19 protein-coding genes and 1 tRNA gene are annotated in these 21,794 nt (G+C 68.0%); 10 read left to right on the forward strand and 10 right to left on the reverse strand.

Annotated features, from left to right (window positions below):
• Window positions 1-152 precede the first annotated feature (152 nt).
• From ACZ4LX_RS21995 to ACZ4LX_RS22020, 6 genes are all read right to left on the reverse strand, one after another.
• Window positions 153-1,322, reverse strand: a complete 1,170-nt coding sequence (locus ACZ4LX_RS21995) for a helix-turn-helix domain-containing protein (RefSeq protein ID WP_467637904.1) — start codon at window positions 1,320-1,322, stop codon at window positions 153-155.
• Window positions 1,309-2,103, reverse strand: a complete 795-nt coding sequence (locus ACZ4LX_RS22000) for a hypothetical protein (protein ID WP_467637907.1) — start codon at window positions 2,101-2,103, stop codon at window positions 1,309-1,311. The genes ACZ4LX_RS21995 and ACZ4LX_RS22000 overlap by 14 nt, the downstream gene beginning before the upstream one ends.
• A gap of 454 nt (window positions 2,104-2,557) precedes the next feature.
• Entirely contained in the window at window positions 2,558-4,207 is a 1,650-nt protein-coding gene (locus ACZ4LX_RS22005; RefSeq protein ID WP_467637910.1) for a relaxase/mobilization nuclease domain-containing protein, read from the reverse strand.
• On the reverse strand, window positions 4,208-4,657 hold the full coding sequence (gene mobC / locus ACZ4LX_RS22010) for a plasmid mobilization relaxosome protein MobC (RefSeq protein ID WP_467637913.1): 450 nt from the start codon (window positions 4,655-4,657) through the stop codon (window positions 4,208-4,210).
• A 268-nt stretch (window positions 4,658-4,925) separates the two neighbouring features.
• On the reverse strand, window positions 4,926-5,699 hold the full coding sequence (locus tag ACZ4LX_RS22015) for a DUF2637 domain-containing protein (RefSeq protein ID WP_467637916.1): 774 nt from the start codon (window positions 5,697-5,699) through the stop codon (window positions 4,926-4,928).
• 186 nt (window positions 5,700-5,885) lie between these two features.
• Complete coding sequence (locus tag ACZ4LX_RS22020; RefSeq protein ID WP_467638631.1) at window positions 5,886-7,112, reverse strand: DUF3631 domain-containing protein; 1,227 nt, start codon at window positions 7,110-7,112, stop codon at window positions 5,886-5,888.
• A gap of 307 nt (window positions 7,113-7,419) precedes the next feature.
• Between ACZ4LX_RS22020 and ACZ4LX_RS22025 the strand changes: the two genes are divergently transcribed.
• From ACZ4LX_RS22025 to ACZ4LX_RS22040, 4 genes are all read left to right on the forward strand, one after another.
• Window positions 7,420-7,905, forward strand: a complete 486-nt coding sequence (locus tag ACZ4LX_RS22025) for a helix-turn-helix domain-containing protein (protein ID WP_399829927.1) — start codon at window positions 7,420-7,422, stop codon at window positions 7,903-7,905.
• A 188-nt stretch (window positions 7,906-8,093) separates the two neighbouring features.
• Window positions 8,094-8,312, forward strand: coding sequence for a helix-turn-helix domain-containing protein (locus ACZ4LX_RS22030; protein ID WP_014046958.1), 219 nt, complete (start codon window positions 8,094-8,096; stop codon window positions 8,310-8,312).
• On the forward strand, window positions 8,312-9,469 hold the full coding sequence (locus ACZ4LX_RS22035; RefSeq protein ID WP_467637919.1) for a tyrosine-type recombinase/integrase: 1,158 nt from the start codon (window positions 8,312-8,314) through the stop codon (window positions 9,467-9,469). The genes ACZ4LX_RS22030 and ACZ4LX_RS22035 overlap by 1 nt, the downstream gene beginning before the upstream one ends.
• A gap of 364 nt (window positions 9,470-9,833) precedes the next feature.
• Window positions 9,834-10,682 (forward strand): hypothetical protein, encoded by an 849-nt coding sequence (locus ACZ4LX_RS22040; protein WP_467637922.1) that lies wholly within the window; start codon window positions 9,834-9,836, stop codon window positions 10,680-10,682.
• Window positions 10,683-10,942: 260 nt separating this feature from the next.
• On the opposite strand, the gene ACZ4LX_RS22045 is transcribed toward ACZ4LX_RS22040, so the two are convergent.
• Window positions 10,943-11,016 (reverse strand) — tRNA-Gly (locus tag ACZ4LX_RS22045).
• Window positions 11,017-11,519: 503 nt separating this feature from the next.
• Here ACZ4LX_RS22045 and dcd point away from each other — a divergent pair.
• Window positions 11,520-12,095 carry a dCTP deaminase gene (dcd, locus tag ACZ4LX_RS22050; RefSeq protein WP_467637925.1) on the forward strand — a complete coding sequence of 192 codons (576 nt, stop codon included), beginning with the start codon at window positions 11,520-11,522 and terminating at the stop codon, window positions 12,093-12,095.
• Window positions 12,096-12,101: 6 nt separating this feature from the next.
• The gene (locus ACZ4LX_RS22055) at window positions 12,102-12,602 is read left to right on the forward strand and encodes a phosphoribosyltransferase (protein ID WP_326737201.1); all 501 of its coding nucleotides are present in this window, start codon (window positions 12,102-12,104) and stop codon (window positions 12,600-12,602) included.
• Between the two features lie 69 nt (window positions 12,603-12,671).
• On the opposite strand, the gene ACZ4LX_RS22060 is transcribed toward ACZ4LX_RS22055, so the two are convergent.
• The 3 genes from ACZ4LX_RS22060 to ACZ4LX_RS22070 form a co-directional block, all read right to left on the reverse strand.
• Window positions 12,672-13,601 carry a Yip1 family protein gene (locus ACZ4LX_RS22060; protein ID WP_467637929.1) on the reverse strand — a complete coding sequence of 310 codons (930 nt, stop codon included), beginning with the start codon at window positions 13,599-13,601 and terminating at the stop codon, window positions 12,672-12,674.
• A gap of 386 nt (window positions 13,602-13,987) precedes the next feature.
• Window positions 13,988-16,255, reverse strand: a complete 2,268-nt coding sequence (locus ACZ4LX_RS22065) for a (Fe-S)-binding protein (RefSeq protein ID WP_467637932.1) — start codon at window positions 16,253-16,255, stop codon at window positions 13,988-13,990.
• A 246-nt stretch (window positions 16,256-16,501) separates the two neighbouring features.
• Window positions 16,502-17,200: a sugar transferase gene (locus ACZ4LX_RS22070; RefSeq protein ID WP_467637935.1), complete on the reverse strand. Its 699-nt coding sequence runs from the start codon at window positions 17,198-17,200 to the stop codon at window positions 16,502-16,504.
• Between the two features lie 337 nt (window positions 17,201-17,537).
• Between ACZ4LX_RS22070 and dnaK the strand changes: the two genes are divergently transcribed.
• The 4 genes from dnaK (at window position 17,538) to ACZ4LX_RS22090 (ending at window position 21,764) form a co-directional block, all read left to right on the forward strand.
• Window positions 17,538-19,391, forward strand: coding sequence for a molecular chaperone DnaK (dnaK, locus tag ACZ4LX_RS22075; RefSeq protein ID WP_467637938.1), 1,854 nt, complete (start codon window positions 17,538-17,540; stop codon window positions 19,389-19,391).
• Window positions 19,388-20,038, forward strand: a complete 651-nt coding sequence (grpE, locus tag ACZ4LX_RS22080) for a nucleotide exchange factor GrpE (protein WP_467637941.1) — start codon at window positions 19,388-19,390, stop codon at window positions 20,036-20,038. The genes dnaK and grpE overlap by 4 nt, the downstream gene beginning before the upstream one ends.
• 81 nt (window positions 20,039-20,119) lie before the next feature.
• The gene (gene dnaJ / locus ACZ4LX_RS22085; protein ID WP_467637944.1) at window positions 20,120-21,316 is read left to right on the forward strand and encodes a molecular chaperone DnaJ; all 1,197 of its coding nucleotides are present in this window, start codon (window positions 20,120-20,122) and stop codon (window positions 21,314-21,316) included.
• Between the two features lies 1 nt (window position 21,317).
• Entirely contained in the window at window positions 21,318-21,764 is a 447-nt protein-coding gene (locus ACZ4LX_RS22090; protein WP_093899393.1) for a heat shock protein transcriptional repressor HspR, read from the forward strand.
• Window positions 21,765-21,794 lie beyond the last annotated feature (30 nt).

The following is a 21,794-nucleotide window of genomic DNA, read 5'->3' on the forward strand; positions in this document are numbered from 1 at the left end:
CGTCAGCACGCCATCAGGGCCGACTCTGAGATGAGTCGGCCCTGATGGCGTCCGTACGCGCTCCTGGCTTAACGTCGCTTCGATGCCGCACGTCCTGGGCGTAGTAACGGGAGGCGAGCCCCGGCCGCGTCTCCTCGGGCCGAGCGGCGCTGCTACTGGACCAGCCGGAGCACCGGCTTCTGTTCCTGAACGTCCAGCAGGTTCTGCACCCTCTTGCTTGTCCACGCCAGCTCATGAGCCAGTCGGGAGATCGATAGGCCAGCTTCGCTGGCAGCCAGCTCGAAGGCCCGGCCAAGCAGTGAAGGCCGTTCACCAGGGAAGTTCGAGACGGATTCGGCGGTGAAGCCCGGCTGGCCGTCGAGAGCGCGTAGACGCTGGTACGTCCGGCTGGCAGTCGCGTCGGAGATCAGCCCCAGCTCGCGGCATCGGTAGACGAGCGAATGGAGGGAGACTCCCCAGACCCCCCTGAGCTCGGCCAGGCGTGCAAGATCCATTCGCCGCGGCAGGAACGGCAGGATGCTGTCCTGGGGGGTCAGGAACTCGGCGGCGAAGGCATCAGCCTGCTTCTCCTGACGGCTGTCACCGGTGGCATCGGCGTGAAGCACGAGGTGGCCGAGCTCATGGGCAGCTGTGAACCGGTGCCGGTAGATGTCGTCGGCCCGGGCGGCGGTCAGAACGACGAGTGGCCGTGCTGCGCGGGTGGAGAAGGCGTCCACGCTCGCGGCGGAGGGATCGCTGGCAGGCGGCATGACCACCACGATCCCGTGGGACTCCATCCGCCTCACCAGATGTGTGACAGGGCCGTCGCCGAGGCCCCAACGCCTGCGGAGTTCACGAGCAGCGGAAGCGGGGTCGGTGGACAGCTCTTCGCCGGGATGGACCTCCCCACCGGCGAAGCCGGGCAGATCGACGAGGGGCAACTGAACCCGCTGTTCCAGCGCGTATGTGAGCTCCCAGACCTGCTCGGCGAACGCGAGCGCACGTTCCCGCTGGGACTTCGGTGTGCTGCGCAGGCTTCGGAAATGCGCCATGGAAGCGTCAAGCCGATTAGCCGGCCTCCCCAGCAAAAAGAACGTCACGGGAACCCCGAGGACCTCTGCGAGCCGGGGGATCAAGTCAGGTCGTGGCTTCGACACCCCTGTCTCATACTGCCCCACGGCTGCAGGCGTCACCCCGAGCCCGGCCGCCACGTCCTTCTTCGTCATCTCCGCCAGACGGCGAGCTTGCGTCACCCGGGTGGGATCGAAGAGGTCGTAGACGGCGCGGGGCGTGACGCCTCGTTCTTCCGTACCGGGAATGAGGTCTTGCTTAGTGGGTCGCATCGTCTTCGCTGCTCTGGTCCTCAATGAGTTCTGCCTCGGTCTGCACGGGTACGTGCAGGGCCTGGTCCGAGGCGGTACGAGAGGACAGCGTAAGGGTGGGTTCGAGTCCTTCGGCGAAGCCGGTGTGTGCCGTGACCTGGCCCGGAATGCTGATCGGGCGCAGCGTGTACGAGGTGACCTCCTGCGGCAGGTGGAGCGGCTCCGGATCGGTTGCCCACTCCAGCTGCCGGTTCATCCCGAGCGCCGCGATGCCCCAGTACGCCTCAAGGAGCTCGGAGGCGTTGCAGGCGAAGGGAACCAGAACCAGCTGGGTGTCCTCCGGGACTGTCGCCAGAGCGCCGCGCGGCTCGGCGATCGGGACGGTCGGCCCGAAGTCGAGGTCGAACGGAACCTGAGTGTGCTTCGGCGCCGGTGCGAACGTGAAGAGTTCCCGCACCAGCCGGGACTGGCTGGGGATGCGTGCGCTACGTACGTCCGACTTGGTGTTGGAGTACCGGAACGGGTAGATCAGCCCCTTGCCGATGAGCATCAGCTCGTAGGAGAAGCCAAATGGCTTGACCGCGCGGGCGCCAGGAACCTGCTTCAGTTCGTCCTGAAGCCGCTCGTACTGGTTCTCGTACCGGCTGGTGCCGTAGACGCGGGTGGTGCGGGAGGCGGCTTGTTCCTGCGCGGCCTGTGCGTTGGCCTGCATGTTGCGAAGGCCCTGCCCGACACGGCAGCGTGTATCTGCTGCTTGCTCGCCGAACACGTCGGTCGTCCACAGTGACGAAGGCATACTCATGCGGACGACTCCTCGGGTCGGACTACGCATCGAAGCATTGCAGTGCGGCTTTGACTTTAGTTGGTGTCGGAGATTTTGCACAACTGCTTTGGTGCTCGGCGTTTCTGTTGCCCAATCGTCACTGGTGTGGCCCCGAGGAGGTCGTGGCGCGTGGAGGGGATGCTGGGCCATTGAGCATGGGTGCTGGAGGCTGTGCTCCCTGCCCGGGAGCTGCCTGTTCCCTAAAGGAACAAGGCAGGCGTTCCCTGAGGGAACGCCTGCGCCGTTCCCTGAGGGAACGCCTGCGCCGTTCCCTGAGGGAACGCCTGCGCCGTTCCCTGAGGGAACGCCTGCGCCGTTCCCTGAGGGAACGGCGCAGGCGTGGCGGAACTTGCCTCTGCCGGCTGATGGCTGAGTTCCTCGGGCCCAGACCTCTCACAGGCGGCGAGCCAGAGTGGGCTCCTCGGGGTGAGGTTCAGCGCGTGCGGCGCTGCTGGCGGGTATTGGTCTGGCGGTAGGCGGCCGACGGGGATGCCGGGGCGCTGCTGGTGGTGCCGGCGGTCAGGTCGGCGAGGCGGTGGAGGCGCCAGGTGAGGACTTCGCTGAGGCTGGTGGCGGTGTCGGTTTCCCGTCGGACGGTGGCTTGGGTGAGGAGAGCTGTGGGCTTGTGGCCGACGGTTTCAGCCCGTGCGAGGGTGGCGGCGAGAGACGGCCAGCCGGGCTCCGCGAGAATCTGTTCGGCCAGCTCGGGAAGAGCCCGGCGAAGTGTATTTTCCTGTCGCCGACGCAGAGTCTCAGCCAGCCGTTCCCCGCGCTGCCGAAGCGTGGTCAGGGGCTCGGTGGCGGTGGCCCGGTAGGCGGTGCGGAGGTGCGGGATGGTCTGGCGGGCGGCTTCAGCCTGCTGGTGGTGTTGCCGGGTGCCATGCCAGTGCTGGGCGGCGATGACCGCGAGCAGGAGGGCGTCGAGGACGATCGTGAGGAGGGCCCCGTCTTGCGGGGCGGGCTCGCGCAGGACCGCCTTCACCGCGCAGCGGGTGGACTGAGCCTGCTGGTGCTGGGCGGGGATGCGAGATCGGGCGGCGCGCTCGAAGACGGTGGCGGCTTGGACGAGCTGTGGCCGGAGGCCGACAGGGGCTACCAGAGGGAGTGCGTCGAGGGCCTCGGCTAGGACGGTGATGTGGGCCTGTCCTGCCTCGTCCTCGTCGTGGGCGAGGTGGTCAGGCGTCTGGTCGACGGCGATGGCGAACCGCCGCCAGGCTGTGGTGCCAGTCTGCTCCGTCAGTTTTGTCTCGGTGGCTGTCAGGCGTTCGGCGATCTTGGGATAGGAGAGGTCGGGGGCGAGGGTGGAGCCGGAGAACCACACCGGCTCGCCCTGGGCGTTGGTGTCATCGCTGAGGGCGACCTTGTAGCCGCGGACGTCGCCGGACGGGAAGTACTGAACGTCGATGAGGGCACCGGTCCCCTCGATGATCTGGAAGAGCTCCGCTGCGGTCGTGGCCGCCGAGACTGCTGTGCGGACGATGGTGCGCAGGTGCTCGCGGGAGGTGCGGGCATTGCCCGTGCGGCGGGCCTTCTCCTGCTCAGCGCGGGTGGGGCGTTTGGCGGCGGTGCGGTCTCCGCGCGGAACCTGGCGGAGCCCGTATTCCTTCTCGACGGCGACGAGTTCCTGGTCGGCGCGCAGGAAGTCGTTCCAGTTTCGTGCTGGGCGGAGGTCGCCTCGGACCTTGGTGGCGACGATGTGGATGTGGTCTTCGGCGTGGCGTACGGCGACCCACCGGCAGGCGTCGGCGTCGCCGTCCGGAGCGATGCCGGCGGCGTTGAGCACGCGGCGGGCGACGGTGGCCCACTCCTCGTCCGACAGGGCCCGGTCCTCGGGTGCGGCCCGGACCGAGCAGTGCCACACATGTTCCTTCGGGGCCTTGTCACCGGCCTGCTTCACGCGAAGGTCGAGGGCTGTGGTGAGTTGGGAGAGGGTGGCCTCCGAGTCACGGCCGGGGTCGGGGGCGAAGCCGTCCCACGAGGCGATGAGGTGAGGATCGGTGTGCTCGTTGGCACGGCCGGGTCCGTAGAGGTAGTTCAGGACGCCGCGGGTCTTGTGGCCGGGCTTGACGATGTTCGCGATCAATCAGATGGCCCGGTGCTGTGTGGCGGCCACATCGGCGGCGATGTCGATCGTTGTGGCTGCCTGGCGGGCCAGGAGCAGAACCCGCGCGGCCTCTGTCAGTACTGTCTTGTCCCCAGGGTGTGGATCGCCGCCCGCGTTGAGGCGGTGGGCGATCTGGTTGACGTTCGTACCGATCCGAGCGACCTGCGTACGCAGCGCGGCCAGCTCGTCGATCAAGTCGTCTGTCGCAGTGCGCCGGTCGGGCAACGCGTAGTCGCCGTGGAGGTGGGTCATGACCAGGGCCCCGACGAAGTGAGCGCCGGCCAGCCCGAGCCGATGTGCCTCGGCCTTGATCTCGCTCTTCTCCTCCGCGCTGTAGCGGACATCGACCCGCTCGGTGCGCTGGACGTCCTGGCGCGCACGACGGCTGGCGACCCGGTGGAGCGCAGCTTCTTCAGCGGCCCGCACCACACCGCCGTTCGTCCTGGGAGCGCCCTCGCTCCCAGGTGTCCCCGTCACCCCTGGGGCGGGCACTGCGTTGGACCGGCCCTTGGACGGTCCAACGCCATACCTTGCTCCGCCTGATGCCGGGGTGGCGGTCATCTGCTGCTTTGCTGACGAGGGTTCGTGGTCGAGGCCGTGCATGGGGGCTCCTGCAAGCGGTGGTGGAGGGAGAGGGCCTGTTCCTCCCGTGCTGATTCATGAGAGGAACGGGCTGGGGTGACGTGCGGTGCGAGGTTCAGTCGGTGCTTGTGGTGACGGCGTCGAGTTCGGCCTGCAGCAGGTCCTTGACCTCGTCCAGACGGCTCCGGGAAATCCCGAAACCCTGGTCCCTGACGGCCTTCTCGATGTTGCGGCGCGAGGCACGGCCGGCTCGCCCGAGGGGAGCCGTGCGGCCGATGGCCACGACCTGCTCCAGGGAAACGCTCGGCTGCTTGCCTCCCGGCTTACCGGGCTGCTGCGGCAGATCGGTGTCCGTGTCCGTGGTGTGTGGCGGCGCGAGCTCACCGATGGTGTGTTCCGCACCGGGTTCGTGGCGGTCGTCGCTGTTGTGGCGGTCGGTGGCTGTGGGGCGTCGGGCCACGAGGATGTAGAAGTGGACGGCTCCGGCCAGGGCGAGCGGGGCGATGGCGGAGATGACTCCGACGGTGATGTTGTCGAGGGCGAGGTTGGTGTGGCGGGCCTGCTGGTTGAGGCGGACGGCGTGCAGGACGTTGGCCCAGATGCTTGTGGCGGTGGCGACGCCGACCAGGGCGGAGACGTAGAGGCGGGCGGACAGGGGTGCGGTCCGCAGGATGAGCAGGGCGCCGATCCCGATGGCGATGAACCCGTCGATGACGAGTGGGAAGGCATAAGTAAGCGCCCGGTGGATGTGGCTGGCGGCGGCCATCTGACGCAGTGCGTCGTAGGACAGTGCGAAGGCGGCCACGGCCAGCAGCGATACGCCCGTGCGGATCGCGGTGGCCAGTGGCAGCGGGGCAGACGGTGCCGTGGTGATGGCGGGGGAGGGCAAGGGAAATGCTCCAGAGTGCGGGTGTGGCTGAGGTGGCCTTGAGGGCGGGGGACCCGTCACGACTCGTCGCGTGCCTGGTCAGGGCCGGTACGGGTGCGGCGGTAGTGACGAGTCGACTCGTCACCGGACCGCGACTCGTCACCGCGCTGACCTGCGCGGGGACGGGTCGTGACGGGTCGTGCCGGGTCAGGCCCCGGTCGCCGTTTCGGGGGTGGGCTCGGGGCAGTAGCGGGCCCAGGAGTCGGCGAACTGCAGGCGGGTGAAGCCACGGGCCTGGACGTTGCCGTGGAAGCGGCGGGTGACCGAGCTGATGTCGTACTCCTTGAGCAGGAGTTGCAGGCCCCGAGGGGTCAGTCCGTGGGCGGTGTACTCCGCCCAGGGCATCTCGTCGTCCTGGTTGAGGATGTCGAGGAGTCGGCTGGTGCGAAGTGCCGGCGGGTTGCCTTCGGTGGTGAAGGCGCGGCGGATGTCGGCCAGGAGGCGGATGCCCAGGCTGCTGCGGTCCTGGTCGTGCTCGGCTTCGTGCTTGGCCATGATCTGGCAGGCGGTGCGGGCGAGGTCCGGCCATGCTCCGCCGGCGAGGTCGGCGACGCTCACCAGCGGCTGCCAGGTGTCGGCCGCCCGGTCTTCGACCGGCATGGCCGGTGTCAGTTCCATTGCCTCGGCGTGCAGGGGAGTCAGCCAGGCGACGAGCCGGTCACGTAGCGCGTGGAGGGGCGGGGTGTCACGGAAGGTGCGGAACTCCGCTACCTTCTCGCCCGGCCTGCGGCGCCGCATCCGGATGACGATCGACCGGTCCATGATCGTGTCCGGCAGGTCGCCGATGCCGGCGAGGGCCGCCATGGCGAAGGTGGGGAACTTCGATACCTCGTGGTTGGGTCCGGAGACCCGCAGGGTGGGGCGGTTGCGCTGGTGCCCCGCGTTGAGCAGGCCGCGCATCTCCTCGTTCTTCTCCGCGACCTTCGCGGAGCCGAAGAGCGTGTCGGCCTCGTCGACCAGCAGGGTGGGCGGTGTGGCGGTGATCGACCGGAACACCGCGGCGGCCGACGCGTTGACTGTGATCAGCGGATCGTGGACGCTCTCGGTGATCACGTCCAGCAGCCGCGACTTGCCGCACCGCTTCGCCGGCCCCACGACGGCCAGTCGCGGAGCGTGCTGCCACGCCGTCTGCAAGTGAGTAGCCGCAACCCACAGGGTCACGGCTGTGAATGCCTCCCCGCTCGGCAGTACGACGTAGCGGCGAATCTGCTCCCGCAGTTCCGCGAGCACCGCCTCGCCTTCGGACAGTGGAGCAGGTTCGGGCTCCTCTGTCGGCGGCGGCACGGGCTCGGCGGGGCGGCCGGGTATGGCGACCGGCGGCCATAGGACGGCGGTGTTCGGAAGGGATGGCGTGCGCTGGGCGGGATCGTCCATACTGGACATGTAGCTCCTCTGCTTGCGGGCCAATGGGACGGCAATCCCGGGCTCGCACTCAGTCGTTCAGGGATGGGCGGCGTGAGGTTTGCGCTCTGAGCCCCTCGGTGTTGGGTCACCGGGGGGCTTTTTGTATGTCGTGGCTGGTTGGAGGCATGCCTCAGCGGATCGGTGCGGTCTGCTGGGGTGCTTTACAGTACCACGGACTATGCGGATCGCATAGTGCTATGCGATCCGCAGAACGGATGCTAATCTTGTTCCATGCCGCACAACCGGCGGTACACGCAGCGAACGGGAGGAGGGAGCGATGCCGGATGACGAGGAAAGCCCTGAGGGTGTGCTCCTCAGCGGCGAGGAGAACGCCGCTGTGCGGGTCAAACTGGAGCGCGAGAAACGCGGCTGGAGCACCACCACGTTGTCCGACCGCATGAACGACGTCGGCTTCGACATGAACCCGTCTGCGGTCTGGCGCATCGAGAACCGCAAGCGCCGGATCAACCTCGATGAGGCCATCGGCTTCGCCGAGATCTTCGGCATCCCGCTCAGCAACTTCGTCGGGCCGCCCAGCCTGGCGACCATGGGCCGTGCCATGGAGCTGATCGACAACGTCGTCGCCGCCTACAGAGCCTCCAACCGTGCCAACCACGAGGCACGCAAGGCCCGCGACCAGCTCGACGCCTATCTCGCCGACCACCCGGACATCCGCGAAGAGGCTGACGTGATGGTCTCCAACGCCATCGCCACCGAACTGATGAAGAGCAACGAAGAGTACGGGCCCGACTCGGACTCATAGCGGCCCACACCACCTGGCGCAGCGGGAACGCAAACCCCCGCTGTGACCGTCCTGCCCATCCCATCCCTGAACGACATGAGGCCAGGCCCGGGGTTGCCGCCCCATCCGCCGGCCAGAACCGGAGCACTCACTTGCGCCCTTCGGCGATACCGCACACCCCCGTTGAGCACCCGCGACCGCAGGGGGAGGTGACCACTACCGACACCCTCCTCACCGTGGAACAGGCTGCCGAACGCCTCGGCACCGGCGTGCGCTTCATCCGGCGACTCATCCAGGAGCGCCGCATCCGCTACGTCAAGCTCGGCAAGCCCGTACGGATCCCCGAGAGCGCCATCGCCGCGTACATCGAGGAGCGCACCGTTCCGACTCTCGGCGACGCGCGTTCCCGCTTCGGGAAGGCCGCCTGATGGCCGCCCGCAAGCCGCAGCGGCGGCGTGAATTCGGCACCGTTCGTCAGCTCCCGTCGGGGCGGTGGCAGACGCGCTACTGGGCTCCGGACGGCAGTCGTCGCACCGCCCCGGAGACCTTCGAGACGCGTACCGAGGCCCAGACCTGGCTCACGCTCACCCAGGCCGACATCGAGCGCAAGCACTGGGTTGATCCCGACGCCGGCTCGATCAACTTCGAGACGTACGCCATGAAATGGGTCGAGGAGCGCGGGCTCTCCGCTACCACGGAGGAGCTGTACCGCAGGCTCCTGCGCCTGCACCTGCTGCCCGCATTCGCCTCGGTGAACCTGGACGACATCACGCCGCCGAGGGTGCGTACCTGGCGGGTCGAGCGGCTGGGGACTACCGGTGCGACGACCGTCGCCAAGTCCTACCGCCTACTCAAGGCCATCATGGAGACGGCGGCCGACGACGAGCTGATCCGCCGCAACCCCTGCCGGATCAGGGGCGCAGGCAGCGAGAAGGCCAGGGAACGCCCGACGGCCACCGTCGAACAGGTCGACGCGCTCGCCGACGCCATGGGTCCGAGGTGGCGGCTGATGGTCTACCTCGGTGCCTACGGGCCCATGCGCCCGGAGGAGCAGGCCGCCCTTCGGCGGCCCGACGTCAGGCTCGAACCGCTCGCGGTCAAGATCCGGGACGCTGCACCCGAACTGACCACCGGCCGCCGCGTCGAAGGCGACACCAAGTCGGCCGCGGGAAGGCGAACCGTCTTCCTCCCGGCCTTCCTGTACATCGAGGTGAAGCGTCACCTCGATTGGTACGCCGAGAAGGAACCCGACGGACTCCTGTTCGTCGGGGAGAGGGGAGCCCCCTTCCGCCGGTCCACCTTCGGCCGCAAGTGGCGCAGGGCTCGGACCAAGGTCGGCCTGCCGGAGGGCTTCCGCTTCTACGACCTCCGCCACACCGGCCACACCCTGTCCACCCAGTCCGGCGCCACGCTCAAGGACACGATGGTCCGCGCCGGCCAGTCCTCGGAGAAAGCGGCGCTGATCTACCAGCACTCCGACGGAGAGCGGCAGCAGGAGGTCGCGGACGGCATCAATGACCTGGTCCGTGCCCAACGGATCAAGGCAGCGGAAGTCGTTGGGTCGCAGAGCGCTCGCGAAGCCTAACGAGCAGACCGGCTCGGGGCTGTCCGAACACAGCCCCGAGCTCGATGCGTATCGGAGTTCGGCCGACGTGCCGCGTGCTTCCGCAGTGGCGGACGTGGATACGCCTCCGGAATAGCCATCTTCGGTCTTGCTGTCAGACGTTGCATCTACGCTGCCTCTCACCGAGAACACAGGGGGAACGGTGAGTGGTGCAGGATCGCCGCAGCGATGGCATCCAGTACAGAGAGTGCACAATCGGCAGGTTGAGAAACATGTGGGGCGGGCGGAAAAGGCTGCCGCTGATCTGGGCGTCGCCTTCGATACGCACAGTGTCCGTAAGGCACTTGCATTTCGATGGGCCCCCTATCTGCTGAGACTGCGGCGAGTGCTGATCTTCTTCGTGGTGCTGGGCGTTACAGCCGTTGTTACCTACCGCCCGGCTTGTCGACCTGGCGGGATCCTCGATGTTGGTCCCACGTCTTGCGGGTCCTACTCTGCTTACGTTCTCGGACCTGGGGGCGACCCGCGGGCGACTGGGGTCTTCGTCTGCGCCTCGTTGGTTCTCGTTTTCCTGTGGTCGACATGGCGCGCGGAGCACATCGCGCGGTGCTACGAGCCGCTCTACCCACTCCTCAGCTTGCTCTCGGCCAGTGGGGATCTGGTCGGTATGGCGGAAAGCCATTACACAGATGCAGGGCGACTCCGTAAGAAGGTCTGGAGAGTTGGTCTCCCTCTGCGGGAGGTAGCTGGAGATGCTGCATCTGCGTTCGGGGTTAGCCGGGCAATCCGAAAGGAACTCGTGAGCCACGTACGGCTGGTGGAGACGACGTTTACGCAGGCGGCGGACGAACTTCTGCGAGATCGCGAGGGCGCGGCGCGGAAGCTTGGTCTGCTTGCCGCGACTGCCGCGAGCAGCATCGCCGTCGATCGCTTTCAGGAAATCCTCCCGGAGGCATTGCTCCCGAGCGAGGAATCTGGAGAGGGCTCTTTGGCACCTGACCGGGTGGACGGCCTCCGCTTGGCGAAGGCGTGCACATGGTCGGTACTCTGCGTAACGCTCTTCTCGCTGCTCCTCGCGGGGCTAGGTGTGCCGGCGGAGCTGATGGTGCCATTGGCGATACTGGCCTTCCCTGTGGCCGTATACGTGCTCTTGGCGGCGCGGCATGGGCTCAACGAGGCGTCACGTCTGACGCGAAGCATCAGCACGTTCTTCTCCTCTGGACCTCCGGTCTGACGCTGGATGCTCATACACGGCTGTGCGAACTGCTGACCATGTCGAGTGGAGAGTTCCTACTTGACCGCCCGAGCGGTGACCCAGGTCACAAGGGGTGCGTCTCGTTATTCGAGATGCCCGGACCGGTGTTCCCTGGAGTGGGTCGCGAACGGATCGCGAAACAGCGCCCCATGGCGACTTAGGGCACGTGGAGGGCACGGAGCCCTCTGGGTGGTCTAGACAACAAACAAGGCCCTGGTCTCTGACCAGGGCCTTCATCATGGAGCGGGTGACGAGAATCGAACTCGCGCTCTGAGCTTGGGAAGCTCATGTTCTACCATTAAACTACACCCGCGTAACGCACTGGTCGACCAGCGACGCATCGTCCCACACTGTACCCCATCGCAGGCCCCCGAGGTGTGAGCCCTGGCGTGCGGCCCGGTGAGGCTCCGGTGATGGCCCGGTGGGGCGGGGCGGTGGTGGACGGGGGTGTGCCGGGCGGGAGTTGGGGGCGTAGCGTGGGCTGCCGGAGTGCCGTGTGCGGCGGCGTCCCGTTCATCCCCTAATGTGGCTTTCTCGTCCACGGCTTGATGGGGAAGGGACTTGATGGAGTCCATGGAGCGCACCGTCGTCCGCTGTGCCGAAGGGCACGTTTTCGCTACCGCCTCGTTCCCGATGCAGCAGCTCGGGTCCGGGCGGATCGGTCCCGGGCGGCTCATCCGCTGTCCTCGTTGCGCCCGGTTGCGGCATGCCGTGCCCGTGGGGTTCGAGGAGCGGTAGGGCTTTCGGGAAGGCGGCGACAGGCGCGCGGGGCGGCCCGATGGGGGCCGGCCCGCGCGTTCTGCGTATCCTCGGTGGGTGCTTCTCTCAGACAAGGACATCCGGGCCGAGATCGACGCCGGACGCGTACGTATTGATCCTTTCGATGCGTCGATGGTGCAGCCGTCGAGTATCGATGTGAGGCTCGACCGCTATTTCCGGGTGTTCGAGAATCACCGCTATCCGCATATCGATCCGGCGGTCGAACAGACCGATCTGACCCGGACCGTGGAGCCGGACGGGGACGAGGCGTTCATCCTGCATCCCGGTGAGTTCGTGCTCGCCTCGACGTACGAGGTCATCTCGCTGCCCGACGATCTCGCCTCGCGGCTGGAGGGCAAGAGTTCCCTCGGCCGGCTCGGGCTGGTGACGCATTCGACGGCCGGGTTCATCGATCCGGGGTTCTCCGGGCACGTGACCCTGGAGCTGTCGAACCTGGCGACGCTGCCGATCAAGCTCTGGCCGGGGATGAAGATCGGCCAGCTGTGTATGTTCCGGCTGAGTTCGCCGTCGGAGTTCCCGTACGGCTCCGAGCGGTACGGGTCGCGCTATCAGGGGCAGCGTGGGCCGACCGCGTCGCGTTCCTTCATGAACTTCCACCGGACGCAGGTGTGATGCCCGATGAGCGATGACGTGCGGGAGAACCTGACGTACGACGGCTTCGGGCACGCCGTGCGGGAGCTGGCGCAGGCCGTGGCCGATGACGGGTACGAGCCGGATGTGGTGCTGTCCATCGCGCGGGGCGGGGTGTTCGTCGCCGGCGGGCTGGCATACGCGCTGGACTGCAAGAACATTCATCTGGTGAATGTGGAGTTCTACACCGGTGTGGGCACCACCCTGGAGATGCCCGTCATGCTGGCGCCCGTGCCGAACGCCATCGACTTCTCGGACAAGAAGGTCCTCATCGCCGACGATGTCGCCGATACCGGGAAGACGCTGAAGCTGGTGCGCGATTTCTGCATCGATCATGTTGCCGAGGTGCGCTCCGCGGTGATCTATGAGAAGTCGCATTCGCTCGTGAAGTGCGAGTACGTGTGGAAGAAGACCGATCGCTGGATCAACTTCCCCTGGAGCGTGGAGAAGCCCGTCGTGCGGCGCAGCGGGCAGGTTCTGGACGCCTGACGTACGGAAGAGAAGTGACGAGAGCCCCTGCGGGTCCCGGGATGGGGCCGGCAGGGGCTCTCGCTCTTTCTAGATCGTGCCCAGTTTGAGGATCGAGACCAGGGCGAGCAGCTGGATCGCCGACGCGCCCAGCGCCTTCGGCCACGGCAGGTCGTGGGACTTGCTCACCATCGAGGTGAACAGGGCCGCCGCGGCCAGCCAGGTGATCCAGCCGAGGATCTGGACCAGGGAGTTCTCGCCGCCCAGGAAGAGCGCGAAGATCAGGCGCGGGGCGTCCGTGATCGACATGATCAGCATGGAGAGGCCCACGGTCGGCTGCCACGCGCCGTCGCCGCCGAGCTGGCGGGCGAGGGTGTGGGTGACCGCTCCGAGCACCAGACCGCCGAGCACGAAGCCGACGCCCGTGATGATGACGTAGGGGATGGCGTTGCCGACCGGTGCGTTGATCGCGTCGTCGCGGGCCTCGTCGAAGCCGAACAGTGCCAGCAGGCCGTAGAGGAACGTGACGATGAGCGCCGGGCCCCAGACGGGGTAGTCGCGCATCTGCCAGAACGTCGGCGCGGGGCGGGTCACGATGCCGCTCAGCAGCTGCTTCCAGTGCAGGCGCGGGCCTGCGGGCTGGGCGGGGGCCTGGCCGGCGCGGTAGGTGTTGCCGTCGCCGTACGGGTCCTCGTTGATGCTGAAGGCCTGGGTGTGACCGGGGCTGTTCGCGTACGGGTCGCCCTGGTGGGGGTGATGGGGGTGGTGGGGGGCGTGGGGCTGCGGGTACGGGTCGGCGAAGTACTCGGGTTCGTCGGGCCCGCCGCCCTGGTAGCCGCCGTTGTTGTAGCCGTTGTTGTACCCGGCGTGGTGCGGGGCTCCACCGCCTCCCGTCGGCGGCCATTGCTGCTGTCCGTACGGCGGTGGTGCCTGATTGCCGTACGGCTGCTGCCGCGGTTGCTGTTGCCCTTGCTGCGGGGTGCGGTTGTCCCGGCCGCGTCCGATCCTGAATCCAGCCACGTAATCGAACGTACCTGGTCCGCGCGGGCCGGGTGGCCGGGGCGGGGGAACTGGGCCGCCTTTGCCGCCTAGCTGTGACATCCCCTAGGGGAACCCAGGGGGGCTGCCACCAGGCTCCCAGGGGCTGCCCCCCAGCGCCCGCCGTGAACAGGGCGGTGGGCGGGACGTCACCGTTCTTGGGTGCCGGGGAGGTGGGGCCCGACGGGGGAGGCGTGGTCCGGGGAGGCGGGGGTGTCCGGCCCGACTTGCCCCGACCTGCCGATGCCTCCGGAGCGGCCGCCCCCCCATGACGCGACACCGTGGCCGCAGAACCAGAAGCGGCCGGTCCTGCCCCCGAGGCAGGTCCGGCCGCTTGTGCAACGCGGTGGCGCGTTACCGGTTACCCGTCACTTCACCGGTTCGGGCTCCGGCGCGTCGGCCGTTTCCGGCTCGCCCGCGGGGTCGGCGGGGGTCTTCACGGATTCGAGCAGCAGCTGCGACACGTCGACCACCTGGATCGACTCCTTCGCCTTGCCGTCGTTCTTCTTGCCGTTGACCGAGTCGGTCAGCATGACGAGGCAGAAGGGGCAGGCGGTGGAGACGATGTCCGGGTTGAGGGAGAGGGCCTCGTCGACACGCTCGTTGTTGATGCGCTTGCCGATCCGCTCCTCCATCCACATCCGGGCACCACCGGCGCCGCAGCAGAAGCCGCGCTCCTTGTGGCGGTGCATCTCCTCGTTCCGCAGACCCGGGACCTTCGCGATGATCTCGCGCGGGGGCGTGTAGATCTTGTTGTGACGGCCCAGGTAGCAGGGGTCGTGGTACGTGATCAGGCCCTCGACCGGCGTCACCGGGATCAGCTTGCCCTCGTCCACCAGGTGCTGGAGCAGCTGCGTGTGGTGGATGACCTCGTACTCGCCGCCGAGCTGCGGGTACTCGTTCGCGATGGTGTTGAAGCAGTGCGGGCAGGTCGCGACGATCTTCTTGGTCGCCTTGGCCTTCTTGGTCGAGTCGTCCTCGTCGTCCTCGCCGAACGCCATGTTCAGCATCGCGACGTTCTCCTGGCCGAGCTGCTGGAACAGCGGCTCGTTGCCCAGGCGGCGGGCCGAGTCACCGGTGCACTTCTCGTCGCCGCCCATGATCGCGAACTTGACGCCCGCGATGTGCAGCAGTTCCGCGAAGGCCTTGGTGGTCTTCTTGGCCCGGTCCTCCAGGGCGCCGGCGCAGCCGACCCAGTAGAGGTAGTCGACCTCGGTGAGGTCCTCGACGTCCTTGCCGACGATCGGGACCTCGAAGTCGACCTCCTTGGTCCACTCGACGCGCTGCTTCTTGGCGAGCCCCCAGGGGTTGCCCTTCTTCTCCAGGTTCTTGAGCATCGTGCCCGCCTCGGACGGGAACGCGGACTCGATCATCACCTGGTAGCGGCGCATGTCGACGATGTGGTCGATGTGCTCGATGTCGACCGGGCACTGCTCCACGCACGCACCGCAGGTGGTGCAGGACCAGAGCACGTCCGGGTCGATGACGCCGTTCTCCTCGACGGTGCCGATCAGCGGGCGCTCGGCCTCCGCGAGGGCGGCCGCCGGGACGTCCTTGAGCTGCTCCTCGGTCGCCTTCTCGTTGCCCTCCATGTCCTTGCCGCCGCCGGCCAGCAGGTACGGGGCCTTGGCGTGCGCGTGGTCGCGCAGGGACATGATCAGCAGCTTCGGGGAGAGCGGCTTGCCGGTGTTCCAGGCGGGGCACTGCGACTGGCAGCGGCCGCACTCCGTGCACGTGGAGAAGTCGAGGATGCCCTTCCAGGAGAACTGCTCGACCTGCGAGACACCGAAGACGGCGTCCTCGGCCGGGTCCTCCCAGTCGATCTCCTGGCCGCCCGAGGTCATCGGCTGGAGTGCGCCGAGCGCGACCTCGCCGTCGGCGTTCCGCTTGAACCAGATGTTCGGGAAGCCGAGGAAGCGGTGCCAGGCGACACCCATGTTGGTGTTGAGCGAGACCGTGATCATCCAGATCAGCGAGACGCCGATCTTGACCATCGCGGTGAAGTAGATGAGGTTCTGCAGTGTGCCGAGTGCCAGCCCCTTGAAGGCGAGGACCAGCGGGTACGAGACGAAGTACGCGGCCTCGTAGCCGTCGACGTGGTGGATCGCACCCTCGAGACCGCGCAGGGTCAGGATCGCCAGGCCGATGACAAGGATGACGTACTCGACGAAGTACGCCTGCCAGGCCTTCGAGCCCGCGAACCGCGACTTGCGGCCGGCCCGGGACGGGAGGTTCAGCAGCCGGATGGCGATCAGCACGAGGATGCCGACCGTCGTCATCAGGCCGATGAACTCGATGTAGAACTCGAACGGCAGCCATTCACCGATGATCGGCAGCACCCAGTCGGCCTTGAAGAGCTGTCCGTACGCCTGGAGCAGCGTCGGCGGCAGCGTCAGGAAGCCGATGGCGACGAACCAGTGCGCGAAGCCCACGATGCCCCACCGGTTCATCCGGGTGTGGCCGAGGAACTCCTTGACCAGGGTGATCGTGCGCTGCTTGGGGTCGTCGGTGCGGCTGCCTGCCGGTACGGGCTGTCCGAGGCGGACGAACCGGTAGATCTGCGCGACCGCTCGGGCGATGAGCGCAACGCCGACGACGGTCAGCACCAGCGACACGATGATCGCGGCGAGTTGCATGTGGGGCTCCTCGGGCCTGCGAGGGTGGGATCCAGCGATGAATGTTGCGTACTTGGCAGTCGTGCTCAGCAGTCGTGCTCAGCGGTCCGGCTCGGCGGTCGTACTCAGCAGTCCTGCTCGGCGGTCGTGCTCAGTGCCGATCCTCGGCACTTCGCACCGAACGTGCACCCAGCAGTCTTACTCAGCAGTCGCACCAAGCTATCTTACTAAGCGGTAACTTAATCAGTCTGTGCTGACACTATCCACTTATTCCGCCGTCCTGTAGCCGGGCAGGCGGTGATCTGTGTCGCTCAGGTCTGCCTTGCCGCGCCGCGCGAGACCCCGGACCGCCTCGCGCAGGGGTGTGCCGACGGCTTCCGTGAGGATCGCCAGGTCCAGGCCCAGCCGGTGGTGCTCGGCGTAGTGCTGGTCGAGGAGATCCGGTTCGTCCCACGGCATCGCCGAGCGGTGACGGACCTGGGCCAGGCCGGTCAGGCCGGGCTTCAGTTCCCGCCGCCAGTCTCGCGCACCGGCCGGCCGCTCGTGCGCGCGCCCCGGCGTGAGCGGGGCCGGGCCGACGAGGGAGAGGTCGCCCCGTACGACGTGGGGCAGCCGTGAGATCACGTGGAGCCGCAGCCGCCGGGTGCGCAGTGACCGCAGGACGAAGGGTCTGCCGCCCCTTCCCACCCGGGCCGAGTGGGTCAGTACGCCCCCGGAGCCGCGCTGCACGACGAGGATCAGGGCGGCCGCGGCGAGCAGGGGGGTGGCCAGGAGCAGGAGGGCCGAGCCGAGCGCCAGGTCCAGGGCGCGCTTCGCGGTGGGGCGGGGCAGGGCCGCCGGTGTCAGCGATCCCAGGACCGTGCGCGCGGCGGTGCGGTGCGGGGCTCGCGGGGGCCGCGGGGTGCGTCCGGCCGGTCTCCGTCGCTGCCGCTGACCGTGGATCTGCCCTCGCCTCTGCGTCTGCATCGTTCGCACCTGCCTGGGTCGGCCGACTGGGGTCGGTGCTCGTTCGCCGGTTTTGCACGGCTCACGGCATTTTGTGACAGAACGATCCCATGAGGCGATGATGGGGAGGGGTGTGTGGCCCGCGGGGGTGGGTGAGTGTCGCCCGTACGCACCCCGGCGGGGTGCCGGGCATCCGTATCCGACGTGTGTCTGCCGTCGTGGACCTCGGTGTTTTACCTGGTGGGGCTGGGGTCGTGCACGTTAGTTGAGTCGACTCGACTCAGGTCTGTTGACAGTGTGGCGGGTGTCGTGCATCCTTGAGTCAGATCCACTCAAGTAGTCAGTTGGAGGAATTGAAATGGCACGTGCGGTCGGCATCGACCTGGGCACGACTAACTCCGTCGTCAGCGTTCTCGAAGGCGGCGAGCCCACCGTCATCACCAACGCCGAAGGCGCCAGGACCACGCCGTCCGTCGTCGCCTTCGCGAAGAACGGCGAGGTTCTGGTCGGCGAGGTCGCCAAGCGCCAGGCAGTGACGAACGTCGACAGGACGATCCGTTCGGTCAAGCGCCACATGGGCACTGACTGGAAGATCGAGATCGACGGCAAGGGCTTCAACCCGCAGCAGATGAGCGCCTTCATCCTGCAGAAGCTCAAGCGTGACGCCGAGGCGTACCTGGGCGAGAAGGTGGCCGACGCGGTCATCACCGTCCCGGCGTACTTCAACGACTCCGAGCGTCAGGCGACGAAGGAGGCCGGCGAGATCGCGGGCCTGAACGTCCTGCGTATCGTCAACGAGCCGACGGCCGCCGCGCTGGCGTACGGGCTCGACAAGGACGACCAGACGATCCTCGTCTTCGACCTCGGTGGCGGCACCTTCGACGTGTCCCTCCTGGAGATCGGCGACGGCGTCGTCGAGGTGAAGGCCACCAACGGCGACAACCACCTCGGTGGTGACGACTGGGACCAGCGCGTCGTCGACTACCTGGTGAAGCAGTTCGCCAACGGGCACGGCGTGGACCTGTCCAAGGACAAGATGGCTCTCCAGCGTCTCCGCGAAGCCGCGGAGAAGGCGAAGATCGAGCTGTCGTCCTCGACGGAGACCTCGATCAACCTGCCGTACATCACGGCGTCGGCCGAGGGCCCGCTGCACCTGGACGAGAAGCTCACGCGTTCGCAGTTCCAGCAGCTCACCGCTGACCTCCTGGACCGCTGCAAGAACCCGTTCCAGAACGTCATCAAGGACGCGGGCATCCAGCTCTCCGAGATCGACCACGTCGTTCTCGTCGGTGGCTCGACCCGTATGCCGGCCGTCGCCGAGCTCGTCAAGGAGCTCACGGGCGGTCAGGACGCCAACAAGGGTGTGAACCCGGACGAGGTCGTCGCCATCGGCGCCTCGCTCCAGGCCGGTGTCCTCAAGGGCGAGGTCAAGGACGTCCTGCTCCTCGACGTGACCCCGCTGTCCCTCGGTATCGAGACCAAGGGAGGGATCATGACCAAGCTCATCGAGCGCAACACCACGATCCCGACCAAGCGCTCGGAGATCTTCACGACGGCGGAGGACAACCAGCCGTCCGTGCAGATCCAGGTCTACCAGGGCGAGCGTGAGATCGCGGCGTACAACAAGAAGCTCGGGATGTTCGAGCTGACCGGTCTGCCGCCGGCCCCGCGCGGTGTGCCGCAGATCGAGGTCGCGTTCGACATCGACGCCAACGGCATCATGCACGTCGCTGCCAAGGACCTCGGCACCGGCAAGGAGCAGAAGATGACCGTCACCGGTGGCTCCTCGCTGCCGAAGGACGAGGTCAACCGGATGCGTGAAGAGGCCGAGCAGTACGCGGACGAGGACCACCGTCGTCGCGAGGCCGCCGAGTCGCGCAACCAGGGCGAGCAGCTCGTCTACCAGACGGAGAAGTTCCTCAAGGACAACGAGGACAAGGTCCCCGGCGACGTGAAGACGGAGGTGGAGACCGCGCTCACCGAGCTGAAGGAGAAGCTCAAGGGCGAGGACACCGCCGAGATCCGCACGGCCACCGAGAAGGTCGCGGCCGTCTCCCAGAAGCTGGGCCAGGCGATGTACGCCAACGCCCAGGCCGAGGGCGGCCCGCAGGCCGAGGGACAGCCGGGTGCCGAGCAGGCCAAGGCCGATGACGATGTCGTGGACGCCGAGATCGTCGACGACGAGAAGGACTCCAAGGGCGGTGCGGCGTGACCGAGGAGACTCCGGGCTTCGAGGAGAAGCCCGACGTCCCCTCCGGCGCCACCCCTGACGACGCCGAGCCGAAGGCCGCCACCCCCTCTTCGGAGGAGGCGGCGGCCCCGGCCGGGGACGCGAACCAGACAACGGCCCTGACCGCACAGCTGGACCAGGCCCGCACCGCGCTCACCGAGCGCACGGGCGACCTCCAGCGGCTCCAGGCCGAGTACCAGAACTACCGACGCCGCGTGGAGCGGGACCGGGTCACGGTCAAGGAGATCGCGGTCGCGGGTCTCCTGTCCGAGCTCCTGCCCGTGCTCGACGACGTCGGCCGGGCCCGCGAGCACGGTGAGCTCGTGGGCGGGTTCAAGTCGGTGGCCGAATCGCTGGAGACGGTCGTCGCCAAGCTCGGACTGCAGCAGTTCGGCAAGGAGGGCGAGCCCTTCGACCCGACGATCCACGAAGCCCTGATGCACAGCTACGCACCGGACGTCACCGAGACGACCTGCGTGGCGATCCTGCAGCCCGGGTACCGGATCGGCGAGCGCACCATCCGCCCCGCGCGGGTGGCCGTGGCGGAACCCCAGCCGGGGGCGACCCCCGCGGCCGCGAAGGAAGAGAAGAGCGACGACGAGGAGAGCGGTGGCGGCGAGGAGGTCTGACATTCCGTCCGACCACCTGGCGGCACACCGCTCGCCCACCCGTCCGGCCAAGCGGCCGGTCGTCCGGAAGGAGGGACGTCGATGAGTACGAAGGACTTCGTCGAGAAGGACTACTACAAGGTTCTCGGCGTCCCCAAGGACGCCACCGACGCCGAGATCAAGAAGGCGTACCGGAAGCTCGCCCGCGAGTTCCACCCGGACGCCAACAAGGGCAACGACAAGGCGGAGGAGCGCTTCAAGGAGATCTCCGAGGCGAACGACATCCTCGGTGACGCCAAGAAGCGCAAGGAGTACGACGAGGCGCGCGCCCTCTTCGGCAACGGCGGCTACCGCGCCGGACCCGGCGGCGCCCAGGGCAACTTCAACTTCGACCTGGGGGACCTCTTCGGAGGTACCCCGGGCGGGGGCGGCCAGGGCGGCGCCGGCGGTTTCGGCGGCGGTGGTGGTGGTCTGGGAGACGTCTTCGGCGGCCTCTTCAACCGGGGCGGCGGCGGTACCGGCACACGGGTGCAGCCGCGCCGCGGCCAGGACATCGAGTCCGAGGTGACGCTCAGCTTCACCGAGGCGGTGGACGGGGCCACGGTCCCGCTGCGGATGTCCAGCCAGGCGCCCTGCAAGGCGTGCTCCGGCACCGGCGACAAGAACGGCACCCCCAGGGTCTGCCCGACCTGCGTCGGTACCGGCCAGGTCTCGCGCGGCAGCGGCGGCGGGTTCTCGCTCACCGATCCCTGTGTGGACTGCAAGGGCCGGGGCCTCATCGCCCAGGACCCCTGCGAGGTCTGCAAGGGCAGCGGCCGGGCGAAGTCGTCGCGCACCATGCAGGTACGGATTCCGGCGGGCGTCCTCGACGGCCAGCGGATCCGGCTGCGCGGCAAGGGTGCCCCGGGCGAGCGCGGCGGACCGGCCGGCGACCTCTATGTCGTCGTCCATGTCGACGCCCACCCGGTCTTCGGCCGCAAGGGCGACAACCTCACCGTCACCGTGCCCGTCACCTTCACGGAGGCGGCGCTCGGCGGCGAGGTGAAGGTCCCCACGCTCGGCGGACCGCCGGTCACCCTGAAGCTTCCGGCCGGTACGCCGGGCGGGCGCACCATGCGGGCCAGGGGCAAGGGCGCGGTCCGCAAGGACGGCACCCGCGGCGACCTGCTGGTCACCGTCGAGGTGGCGGTCCCCAAGGACCTGGGCCCGGAGGCCCGGGACGCCCTGGAGGCCTACCGCAAGGCGACCGCGGACGAGAACCCGCGGACTGAGCTGTTCCAGGCAGCGAAGGGAGCTTGAGGTGGACGGCCGACGACGTAATCCGTACGAACTCACCGATGAATCCCCGGTGTACGTGATCTCGATCGCGGCCCAGCTCTCGGGCCTGCATCCCCAGACGCTGCGCCAGTACGACCGCCTCGGCCTGGTCTCGCCCGACCGCACGGCCGGACGCGGACGTCGCTACTCGGCCCGTGACATCGAGCTGCTGCGCACCGTGCAGCAGCTGTCGCAGGACGAGGGCATCAACCTGGCCGGCATCAAGCGCATCATCGAGCTGGAGAACCAGGTCGCGGCCCTTCAGCAGCGTGTCGCCGAACTCTCGGCGGCCGTGGACGGGGCGGCGGTGGCCATGCAGCAGCGCGAGGCGCAGGTGCACGCCTCGTACCGGCGCGACCTGGTGCCGTACCAGGACGTGCAGCAGACGAGCGCCCTGGTGGTCTGGCGGCCGAAGCGGCCGAAGGACTGAGGGAGCCCGGCGGGCCGGCAGGACCTACAG

This window comes from Streptomyces sp. NPDC026062, assembly GCF_055568375.1.

Coding starts and splice junctions, on each gene's coding strand:
- ACZ4LX_RS21995 (WP_467637904.1), bottom strand. CDS start 1,322: ATGCGACCCACTAAGCAAGACCTCATTCCCGGTACGGAAGAACGAGGC.
- ACZ4LX_RS22000 (WP_467637907.1), bottom strand. CDS start 2,103: ATGAGTATGCCTTCGTCACTGTGGACGACCGACGTGTTCGGCGAGCAA.
- ACZ4LX_RS22020 (WP_467638631.1), bottom strand. CDS start 7,112: ATGGACGATCCCGCCCAGCGCACGCCATCCCTTCCGAACACCGCCGTC.
- ACZ4LX_RS22025 (WP_399829927.1), top strand. CDS start 7,420: ATGCCGGATGACGAGGAAAGCCCTGAGGGTGTGCTCCTCAGCGGCGAG.
- ACZ4LX_RS22035 (WP_467637919.1), top strand. CDS start 8,312: ATGGCCGCCCGCAAGCCGCAGCGGCGGCGTGAATTCGGCACCGTTCGT.
- ACZ4LX_RS22055 (WP_326737201.1), top strand. CDS start 12,102: ATGAGCGATGACGTGCGGGAGAACCTGACGTACGACGGCTTCGGGCAC.
- ACZ4LX_RS22065 (WP_467637932.1), bottom strand. CDS start 16,255: ATGCAACTCGCCGCGATCATCGTGTCGCTGGTGCTGACCGTCGTCGGC.
- ACZ4LX_RS22070 (WP_467637935.1), bottom strand. CDS start 17,200: ATGCAGACGCAGAGGCGAGGGCAGATCCACGGTCAGCGGCAGCGACGG.
- dnaK (WP_467637938.1), top strand. CDS start 17,538: ATGGCACGTGCGGTCGGCATCGACCTGGGCACGACTAACTCCGTCGTC.
- dnaJ (WP_467637944.1), top strand. CDS start 20,120: ATGAGTACGAAGGACTTCGTCGAGAAGGACTACTACAAGGTTCTCGGC.